We start from the raw sequence: 9,952 nt of genomic DNA, 5'->3' as shown, positions 1-9,952 counted from the left end.
AATATCTTTAATTTCCTTGGCAATGCTCACAATCTTTTCATCATTTAAGTCTTTCGAATCCTTCACGCCTAATTCCTTCAGCAAGGGGATTTGATCCCTATTCACATAGGCTGCCACTACGGTAATAGGTCCAAAATAATCTCCTGTCCCAACTTCATCTGAGCCAATAACAGAAAGAGAGCTAATATTTTTTGGCAAGTGATTTAACTGGGAGCTTTCCTTTTTGGCAGAACTAGAAGGTTTGGCGGGTTTGCCCCATTTCGCAGATTCTTCTTCGCTGCCGCTTCCTTGAAACAATACTTTTCCGGATTTATAGGCGGTAATAGCACAGGATGGCGTTTTCGCGGCAAAGATACTCCCAGGCGGATTTTTACCGGATAGAAAGCGATCGTAATATATTTTCATCTCAGCAATTTCATTTAAAGCTTTAACAAGAACAATATTGCTCATACATTTTGCCCCTTTCCTATAGGCGTTTACATATTCTGTGTTTTTTTGACACGCTTCTACTTCCCACGTTTTTATGTTTCATGTTATGATATGGATTAGGATTCTAACGGAATGGAGGCATGACGATTGTCAGATGTACAAAAAAACCGTACGAGTGTAGATATATATGGACAGCAATATATTATTATCGGTACTGAGAGTCATAGCCATGTTCGGCTTGTTGCCTCAATGGTTGATGATAAAATGCGTGAAATCAGTTCCAAGAATCCTTATCTTGACAGCAGTAAATTAGCCGTTTTAACGGCTGTCAATGCCGTTAATGATTATATCAAGCTGAAGGATCGTCTAGAAAGGCTTGAAATTGAATTAAAAGAGAAAAGGACTGAATAAGTCATGCTAGATCTTGCCATACTCATTATATTAATAATAGGTTTTTTCGTTGGCTTAAAGAGGGGCTTTATTCTGCAATTGATCCATTTAGTCGGCTTTATTATCGCATTTATTGTTGCTCATATGTATTTTGAAAAGCTGGCCCCTAAATTAACCTTATGGGTTCCTTACCCAAATCTCCAAAGCAATTCAACAATGCGAATGCTATTTGATCAAGTCAATCTTGAAGATGCTTACTATCGCGCCATTGCCTTTGTCGTGATTTTTTTTGCGGTAAAAATTGTCCTGCAAATGATAGGAAGTATGCTTGATTTTGTTGCACACCTGCCGGTTCTAAAGCAATTAAATGTTTGGGCAGGCGGAATATTAGGTTTTATAGAAATATATCTTATCATGTTTATTCTATTATACATAGCAGCATTAGTACCAGTAGATTCCATTCAAAATGCCATAAATGAATCCTTTATGGCAAAAGGAATTGTAAAAAATACTCCGATATTTTCTCAGGCTATAAAGGAGATGTGGATTGAATACATAGCTGCTTCTTAACTTCTCTAAAGCAGAGAAGTTTTCTTTTTAAGCAGATAAAAACTGATATTTATAGGAAACAATATTCACAATACAAGTTTTTCAAAAAAGTAGGTGTTCAATATGGGAATTAATAAAAAAGATGCTATTCGGCTCTTAGAAACGATTGCGATTTATATGGAGCTCAAGGGAGAAAACCCTTTTAAAATAGCTGCTTTCCGTAAAGCGGCTGCTGCATTAGAGGCAAATGATCAGAGTTTGACCGAAATAGAAGATTTTACGAAAATTTCTGGGATTGGAAAGGGAACTTCTGCGGTCATTGAGGAGTATATAGAGTTAGGACATTCAACTGTTTTGAATGAACTGAAGGAAGAAGTGCCAAAAGGATTAATTCCGCTGCTTCAATTGCCTAGTCTCGGAGGTAAAAAAATTGCGAAGCTGCATAAGGAGCTAGGGATAGAAAATGCAGCTGACTTGGAAACGGCTTGCCGAAATAAACAAGTACGGGAACTTGCCGGATTTGGGGAAAAATCAGAAGAAAAGATTCTTGCTGCATTAAGTCAAGTGGGAGGCAGACCGGAACGGCTGCCACTCGCTTATATGCTTCCGATTGCAGACTCCATCGAATCTGTTTTAAATGACATAGATGAGGTTGAGAATTTTTCACGAGCGGGCAGCTTAAGAAGAATGAGAGAAACTATTAAGGATTTAGATTTTATCATTGCAACGACTAAACCAGAGGTCGTAAAAGAAAAACTATTAGCCCTTCCACTGATTAAGGAGACGATTGCGGCTGGGGATACAAAGGTTTCTTCAGTCATTCTAGAACATAGCTATGATATATCCGTTGATTTTCGTCTAGTCATGCCTGAGGAATTTGCAACTACGCTTCATCATTTTACTGGCTCCAAGGAACATAATGTAAGAATGCGTCAGCTTGCTAAAGAACGCGGGGAAAAGATTAGTGAATATGGAGTAGAAAATATTGAAACCGGCGAAGTTGCCACTTTTACAACTGAAAGGGAGTTTTATGCACATTTCGGGCTCCCTTATTTTCCACCCGAAATCAGGGAGGACGGAAAGGAAGTAGATGAATACTCTGCTGAATTGGATTTAATCACTCTTTCCGATATAAATGGTGATCTCCATATGCACACGACTTGGAGTGATGGTGCCCATACGATTGAAGAAATGATTGAGGCCTGCCGTGCACGAGGCTATAAATATGTTGCCATAACGGATCACTCTCAATATTTAAAGGTTGCAAATGGATTAACTTCTGAACGCTTAAGAAAGCAAAAAGAAGAGATTAAACGGCTAAATGAACGCTACGATGATATAACTATTTTATCTGGTGTTGAAATGGATATTTTACCTGACGGAACATTAGATTATGATGATGAACTACTTGCGGAAATGGATATCGTCATCGCGTCTATTCATTCGTCCTTTTCCCAGCCGAAAGCAAAAATAATGGAACGGTTAAAAACAGCCTTGAAGAATCCCCATGTTGACATCATCGCTCACCCAACTGGCAGAAAAATTGGCCAAAGGGATGGCTATGAAGTAGATATAGATCTATTGATTGAACTCGCAAAAGAAACGAATACTGTCTTAGAATTAAATGCAAATCCGAACAGGCTAGACCTTGCCCCTCAGTATATTCGCAAGGCCCAAGACGCTGGTGTGAAAATAGTGATTAATACAGATGCCCATAAGATGGACACATTGACTCATATGTCTATCGGTGTATCGACAGCAAAAAAAGGCTGGATTAAGAAAAACAGTGTCCTTAACGCCATGGATATTGGAGAGCTGCTGGAATTTATAAACAATAAGGATAGATAGGAGGCTAGCAGAACTTGTTAGCTTCAGCTGTCCTTTTGCATTTCGAATAGGAGGTCACATCCTCATGCAGGAAAGAATTTTTAAAGTGCTGGAGTTTAATAAAGTAAAGGAACAATTACTCGAGCATGTATCATCTGAGTTAGGAAGAAGAAAAGCAGAACATTTAATGCCATCTGTCGATTTTGAAGAAGTTCAGCAGTGGCAGGAAGAAACAGATGAAGCTGTAAAGGTGCTTCGAATTAAAGGCAACGTCCCGCTAGGCGGAATATATAATATACGGCCGCATGTCAAAAGGTCACTCATTGGCGGGATGCTAAGCCCGCATGAATTAACACAAGTAGCAAGCACTGTTCATGCAAGCAGACAAATTAAAAGATTTATTGAAGAGTTTGTAGATGAAAATGAGAATTTACCTATATTAAGCAGCTATGTTCTTCGTATTATCGTCTTAGCTGATTTGGAAACAACGATCAAAAATGCAATAGATGACAACGGAGAAGTATTGGATAGTGCGAGTGATACGCTTCGGTCTCTTCGAAATCAATTGCGTACGAAAGAATCCCGGGTTAGAGAAAGACTGGAAAGCATGATCCGTTCGTCAAATGCGCAGAAGATGCTTTCTGACGCCATTATTACGATTCGTAATGATCGCTTTGTTATTCCAGTCAAACAGGAGTACAAAGGGCATTATGGCGGAATTATCCATGACCAAAGCTCTTCAGGTCAAACATTATTTATCGAACCTCAATCGATTGTCCAATTAAATAATGAGCTTCAGGGAATTCGTGTGAAAGAGCAGCAGGAAATTGAAAGGATTTTAATAGAACTTTCAAGCAAGGTAGCAGAAAATAGTTCGGAGCTAGAAGCAATTGTTGATGTTCTAACCGAAATAGATTTTATGTTTGCTAAAGCGCGTTACAGCAACCGGATGAAAGCATCAAAGCCTAAGGTAAATTATGAGGGGAGAATATCTTTATTTAAGGCGCGTCATCCGCTTATTCCTGCGGACGTTGTAGTAGCGAATGACATTTCATTAGGAAAAGACTTTTCGACCATCGTTATAACAGGTCCAAATACCGGAGGGAAAACCGTCACATTAAAAACAGTTGGCTTATGTACGCTAATGGCCCAAGCCGGACTGCAAATCCCAGCCTTAGATGGATCTGAAATTGCTGTCTTTGATGCTGTGTATGCAGATATTGGCGATGAACAATCTATCGAACAAAGTCTTAGTACCTTCTCCTCTCATATGGTGAATATTGTTGACATTCTAAATAGGGTAGACTTTAACAGTCTTGTTCTCTTTGATGAATTAGGTGCAGGAACAGACCCTCAAGAGGGGGCCGCTCTTGCTATTTCCATATTAGATTATGTATATAAACGAGGAGCAAGGGTCATTGCAACGACTCATTATCCTGAATTAAAAGCATATGGTTATAATCGGGAAGGAGTCATCAATGCGAGTGTAGAATTTGATATTGATACACTTAGCCCGACATATAAGCTGCTGTTAGGGGTTCCCGGCCGAAGCAATGCATTTGAAATTTCCAAGAGGCTTGGCCTCCAAGAAGATGTGATTGACACAGCCCGTTCCTATATAAGTGCAGACAGCAATCAGGTTGAGAATATGATCGCTTCGTTAGAGGAGAGCAGAAAACAGGCTGAAGCAGACAAGGAAGAAGCAAGTGACCTTTTAAGAAGTGCTGAAATGCTTCATAAAGATTTGCAAAAGCAAATGATCGAATTTTTTGAGCAAAAAGATACTTTACATGAAAAAGCGGCAGAAGAGGCCGAAGCTATTATCGACCAAGCGAAGGCCGAAGCTGAAAAAGTCATCCGTGATTTAAGAAAAATGCGTATCGAAAAAGCAGCAGAGATAAAAGAACACGAATTAATTGAAGCAAAGAAACGTCTGGAAGAGGCAGCGCCTAAAATTAAAAAGACAAAAAAACTAATTACAAGTAAAGCTAAGCATATATTTAAGCCCGGGGATGAAGTAAAGGTTTTAAGCTTTGACCAAAAAGGAACCCTGATTGATAAGACATCTGACAAAGAATGGCAAGTACAAATTGGGATTCTGAAAATGAAGGTAAATGAAAAGGATTTGGAGTTTATTAAAAGTCCAAAACCAGTGGAAACAAGACCAATGGCGATTGTAAAGGGAAAAGACTTTCATGTTAGTCTTGAACTAGACCTGCGAGGGGAACGATATGAAAATGCTCTGCTTCGAGTGGAGAAATATATCGATGATGCACTGCTAGCTGCCTATCCTCGTGTTTCCATCATACATGGAAAAGGAACTGGTGCACTTAGACAGGGTGTACAGGAATACTTAAGAAATCATCGTTCAGTCAAAAAAATCCGGTTCGGTGAAGCAGGCGAAGGCGGATCAGGTGTAACGGTTGTTGAATTTAAATAACGGATTGGGAGAGAAGAAATGAACCAATTTTGGGAAAATGATTTTGTACAAACGGCGGGGTATTATAGTGTTGTCATTTTATGTATGATCGTATTCTTAGCTGTTTTCGAATTGGTCACGAAATATCGGAACTGGGATGAAATCAAAAATGGGAATATAGCGGTTGCTATGGCAACAGGGGGAAAGATATTCGGGATTGCCAATATTTTTAGACATTCCATCATGATAAATGATTCACTTTTCACCATGATCAGCTGGGGAGTATTCGGCTTCTTTCTACTGTTAACTGGTTATTTTATCTTCGAATTCCTTACACCGAAATTTAAAATTGATGAAGAAATTGAAAAAAATAATAAAGCTGTTGGATTCATATCCATGGTTATTTCGATTGGTTTGTCCTATATTATTGGGGCAGGCTTATCTTAAGGAGCGGGGATATAAGTGGATAAATTAGCAAAAGTATTATTTGGTCTTTGTGGGTTGTTTGTTGTAATCGGTGCTATTTACTTATTATTTATTGCCTAATCTTTTTTTAATATAGTTTTCAAATCGCCATAATCATATGGCGATTTTTTTGTAACCTGATGTATTTAGATATAAATCCAGTTCTTCTCTATCGAGAGTGTAAATAAGATAAATATATTAACTCTTACAATAAAGTAATTGATTATTTGGACATGTTAAAAATATACAAAAACCTATTATTCCAATTGTCATGTAAACTTCATTATATTATAATAAGAACGAACAATTGGAATGTTCTAAATATTTAATACTTTAGAAGGAGGGAATATGTTGTTACCTAATAAGCCTTGGCTTCAAACGTATCCGGAAGAAATACCCTCATCTTTGACATATCCAAATCAGCCTGTTCAAGACTATTTAAAAAAAGCGGCTGATGATCATCCAGAGAAAATTGCCATTCATTTCATGGGAAAGGAATTTACTTATCGAACCATTTATGAATCCTCTTTAAAGCTTGCTTCCTATCTTCAGGAACTTGGAATTGGGAAAGGTGATCGGGTAGCTATTATGCTGCCGAATATTCCGCCTGCTGTTATTAGTTATTTTGGCATCCTAATAGCTGGAGGAATTGTCGTACAAACGAACCCTCTTTATACGGAGCGGGAGCTTGAATACCAAATGAAGGATTCAGCGGCGAAGGCGATCATTACGATGGATATATTGTTTCCAAAGACAACGAAGGTTAAGCCGCAAACTGATTTACAGCATATAATTGTAACCGCTATCAAAGACTTCCTTCCTTTTCCGAAAAACTTAGTTTATCCTTTTCTGCAAAAGAAGCAATATGGAATCGTTGTAAACGTCAGGCATGAAGGAAGCAACCATTTATTAACTGAAATTCTAAAGCAGCCAGCGAAAAAACTGAAGGAATATGAATTTGATTTCGAAGAAGATTTAGCGCTATTACAATATACAGGTGGAACGACTGGATTTCCGAAAGGGGTTATGCTGACACATCGGAATCTTGTCGCAAATGCGTCCATGTGTAAGGCTTGGCTTTATAAATGTAAACGTGGGCAAGAGGTTGTTCTAGGCTTATTGCCATTTTTCCATGTGTACGGAATGACAACGGTGTTAATTTTATCGGTTATGGAAGCGCACAAAATGGTTTTGCTGCCAAAATTCGATGTAGAGACAACATTGAAGACGATTCAAAAACAAAGACCGACTCTGTTCCCAGGGGCTCCAACCATCTATATTGGACTATTAAATCATCCGGATTTGGGGAAATATGATCTTTCCTCTATTGATTCGTGTATAAGCGGTTCAGCAGCTCTACCTGTAGAGGTACAGCAAAAGTTTGAAGAGGTAACAGGCGGCAAGCTTGTTGAAGGCTATGGTTTAACAGAATCTTCACCGGTAACCCATGCTAATTTTCTCTGGGATCGTCCGCGTGTAAAGGGAAGTATTGGTGTACCATGGCCAGATACAGATGCAGCAATTCTGTCATTAGAAACTGGAGATTTTCTTCCGTCCGGTGAGATTGGAGAAATTGTCGTTAAGGGTCCGCAAGTCATGAAGGGATATTGGAATCGTCCAGAGGAAACAGCTGAATCCTTAAAGGATGGCTGGCTTTTAACGGGTGACCTCGGGTATATGGATGAACAAGGCTATTTCTATGTTGTTGACCGTAAGAAGGATATGATTATCGCTGGCGGCTATAATATTTATCCGCGTGAAATTGAAGAAGTCCTTTATGAACACCCTGCCGTACAGGAGGTTGTAGCAGCTGGAGTACCTGATCCATATCGTGGAGAAACGGTAAAAGCTTATATTGTCTTAAAAGAAGGGACAAACGCAAATAAAGAAGAATTAAATGAGTTTGCCCGAAAATACCTAGCAGCTTATAAGGTTCCACGACTTTACGAATTCCGGGATGCGCTTCCGAAAACAGCTGTTGGAAAAATATTGAGAAGAGCCCTGATAGATGAAGAAAAAAAGAGACTAAATGATGATCAGGAAAAGCAGGCTTAATTTTGAGTCCGAGCTTCTACTTCGGCTCTTTATTTTTGAAGAATTAGGCTTGTACCATTTTTTAATAAATGACATAATAGATCCGTCCATCAAAAATTGCACAACAGTTTCTTGACAGAACGGAATTGTAGAACTATTATAAAAATATGAATGACGATTCATTCATTATGATTAGCAATCATTCGCCCTTTATACAGATAAAAGCCTACACTTTCTTGGAAGGAGGGACACGATGAAAAAGAACAAACCTAAATATCGTCAAATCATTGATGCCGCAGTCATAGCCATTGCAGAGAACGGGTATCATCAGGCACAGGTTTCCAAAATTGCCAAGCAGGCTGGCGTTGCTGACGGAACGATTTACTTATATTTTAAGAATAAAGAAGATATCCTTATCTCTCTCTTTCAAGAAAAAATGGGATACTTTGTTGAGAAATATGAAGAGAAAATTGCAGGAAAAGAAACAGCCGCAGAGAAATTATTAGTATTGGTTGAAACACATTTTAATATGCTTTCTGAGGATCGTCATCTTGCCATCGTGACTCAATTGGAACTCAGACAGTCCAATAAGGAGATCCGTCATAAAATTAATGAAGTTCTAAAAGGAGTTCTTTCTTTAGTTGAAAAAATACTAGTAGAAGGAAAAGAAAACGGTGAGTTTTCTGCCGCTTTAGATACCCGATTAGCACGCCAAATGATTTTTGGCACGATGGATGAGACAGTCACAACTTGGGTGATGAATGAGCAAAAGTATGATTTAACCTCGTTAGCAGGACCCGTGCATCAACTGCTTCTCAATGGCTGTGCCGCGCGTCAATAACCATTGAATTTTTTTGAAAGAAAAGGGGATGAAATATGGAGTATTTAAAATGGTCAAATCAGGATATGGTAGCTACTATTACGATTGAACGCCCTCCGGCAAATGCTCTTTCTTCAGGATTATTGAAGGAGTTATCGGCTTTATTAGATGAAATTGAAGCCAATGACGAAATCAGGGTCATCTTAATACACGGAGAAGGGCGTTTCTTTTCAGCAGGAGCAGACATTAAAGAATTTACAACAATCAAAACTGGAGATGATTTCTCTAAACTTTCAACCTATGGCCAAGAATTATTTGAACGAATGGAAACATTCCCTAAGCCTATCATAGCTGCCATTCATGGTGCCGCACTTGGCGGTGGGTTAGAGCTTGCTATGGGATGTCATTTTCGATTAGTCGCCGAGAATTCTAAGCTTGGGCTGCCTGAGCTGCAGCTTGGATTAATCCCCGGGTTTGCAGGAACACAGCGTCTTCCGAGGCTCGTTGGTACAGCTAAGGCTGCCGAAATGCTTTTTACAAGTGATCCGATAACAGGATTAGAGGCAGTACAATATGGTCTTGCCAACCATGCTTACCCTGAAAGCGAGCTTTTAGAAAATGCCTATAACATAGCAAAGAAAATTGCCAAGAAGAGTCCAGTTTCCATTAAGGCTGCTATCGATCTTTTAAACTATTCAAAGCCTAAAGAATACTTTGAAGGGGTAAAGATGGAAGCACAACTGTTCGGAGATGTATTTGTCTCAGAGGATGGAAAAGAAGGAATTTCTTCATTTATCGAGAAAAGAGAACCGAAATTTACAGGAAAATAGAAATAATTATTTTTTTTCGATAACAATTTTTCTAGCAATCTATTATAATTATCATGTACGGGGTATACGGCCCGTACGAAATGAATTTTCTTAATCTTTAGAAGTGATGAAATTTTTCGCTACACGTTTAACCTTCATTTTTCAGTCATTAGCTTTTTTTTATCTAGCTGCAGTGCCTAGGGGCTCGCC

Annotated in this window: 9 protein-coding genes; 8 read left to right on the top strand and 1 reads right to left on the bottom strand. The window is 38.8% G+C overall.

Features of this window, described 5'->3' with window-relative positions; all coding sequences use genetic code 11:
• Window positions 1–450: ribonuclease HIII (locus tag V7149_RS08620; RefSeq protein WP_335345239.1), on the bottom strand; the 450-nt coding region annotated here is incomplete at its 3' end.
• Window positions 451–576: 126 nt separating this feature from the next.
• Between V7149_RS08620 and zapA the strand changes: the two genes are divergently transcribed.
• The 8 genes from zapA to V7149_RS08580 all read left to right on the top strand — a co-directional run bounded on the left by zapA (window position 577) and on the right by V7149_RS08580 (window position 9,763).
• Window positions 577–840, top strand: coding sequence for a cell division protein ZapA (gene zapA / locus V7149_RS08615; protein ID WP_335345238.1), 264 nt, complete (start codon window positions 577–579; stop codon window positions 838–840).
• Between the two features lie 3 nt (window positions 841–843).
• Window positions 844–1,389: a CvpA family protein gene (locus V7149_RS08610; RefSeq protein ID WP_335345237.1), complete on the top strand. Its 546-nt coding sequence runs from the start codon at window positions 844–846 to the stop codon at window positions 1,387–1,389.
• A 102-nt stretch (window positions 1,390–1,491) separates the two neighbouring features.
• Entirely contained in the window at window positions 1,492–3,216 is a 1,725-nt protein-coding gene (gene polX / locus V7149_RS08605) for a DNA polymerase/3'-5' exonuclease PolX (protein WP_335345236.1), read from the top strand.
• A 64-nt stretch (window positions 3,217–3,280) separates the two neighbouring features.
• The gene (locus V7149_RS08600) at window positions 3,281–5,635 is read left to right on the top strand and encodes an endonuclease MutS2 (RefSeq protein ID WP_335345235.1); all 2,355 of its coding nucleotides are present in this window, start codon (window positions 3,281–3,283) and stop codon (window positions 5,633–5,635) included.
• 18 nt (window positions 5,636–5,653) lie between these two features.
• The gene (locus tag V7149_RS08595) at window positions 5,654–6,061 is read left to right on the top strand and encodes a DUF350 domain-containing protein (protein WP_335345234.1); all 408 of its coding nucleotides are present in this window, start codon (window positions 5,654–5,656) and stop codon (window positions 6,059–6,061) included.
• A 369-nt stretch (window positions 6,062–6,430) separates the two neighbouring features.
• Entirely contained in the window at window positions 6,431–8,134 is a 1,704-nt protein-coding gene (locus tag V7149_RS08590; RefSeq protein WP_335345240.1) for an AMP-binding protein, read from the top strand.
• 232 nt (window positions 8,135–8,366) lie between these two features.
• Complete coding sequence (locus tag V7149_RS08585) at window positions 8,367–8,954, top strand: TetR/AcrR family transcriptional regulator (RefSeq protein WP_335345233.1); 588 nt, start codon at window positions 8,367–8,369, stop codon at window positions 8,952–8,954.
• Window positions 8,955–8,989: 35 nt separating this feature from the next.
• On the top strand, window positions 8,990–9,763 hold the full coding sequence (locus V7149_RS08580; protein WP_335345232.1) for an enoyl-CoA hydratase: 774 nt from the start codon (window positions 8,990–8,992) through the stop codon (window positions 9,761–9,763).
• Window positions 9,764–9,952 lie beyond the last annotated feature (189 nt).

The organism is Bacillus sp. JJ1503, from assembly GCF_036965125.1.
Lineage (GTDB): Bacteria > Bacillota > Bacilli > Bacillales > Cytobacillaceae > Cytobacillus.
Note: the sequence above shows the minus strand (reverse complement) of the source record. Positions and strands in the feature narration are given on the sequence as shown.

Bases quoted from the DNA above. Each gene is read 5' to 3' on its own strand.
- V7149_RS08610 (WP_335345237.1), top strand. From the start codon at position 844: ATGCTAGATCTTGCCATACTCATTATATTAATAATAGGTTTTTTCGTT.
- polX (WP_335345236.1), top strand. From the start codon at position 1,492: ATGGGAATTAATAAAAAAGATGCTATTCGGCTCTTAGAAACGATTGCG.
- V7149_RS08600 (WP_335345235.1), top strand. From the start codon at position 3,281: ATGCAGGAAAGAATTTTTAAAGTGCTGGAGTTTAATAAAGTAAAGGAA.
- V7149_RS08595 (WP_335345234.1), top strand. From the start codon at position 5,654: ATGAACCAATTTTGGGAAAATGATTTTGTACAAACGGCGGGGTATTAT.
- V7149_RS08585 (WP_335345233.1), top strand. From the start codon at position 8,367: ATGAAAAAGAACAAACCTAAATATCGTCAAATCATTGATGCCGCAGTC.
- V7149_RS08580 (WP_335345232.1), top strand. From the start codon at position 8,990: ATGGAGTATTTAAAATGGTCAAATCAGGATATGGTAGCTACTATTACG.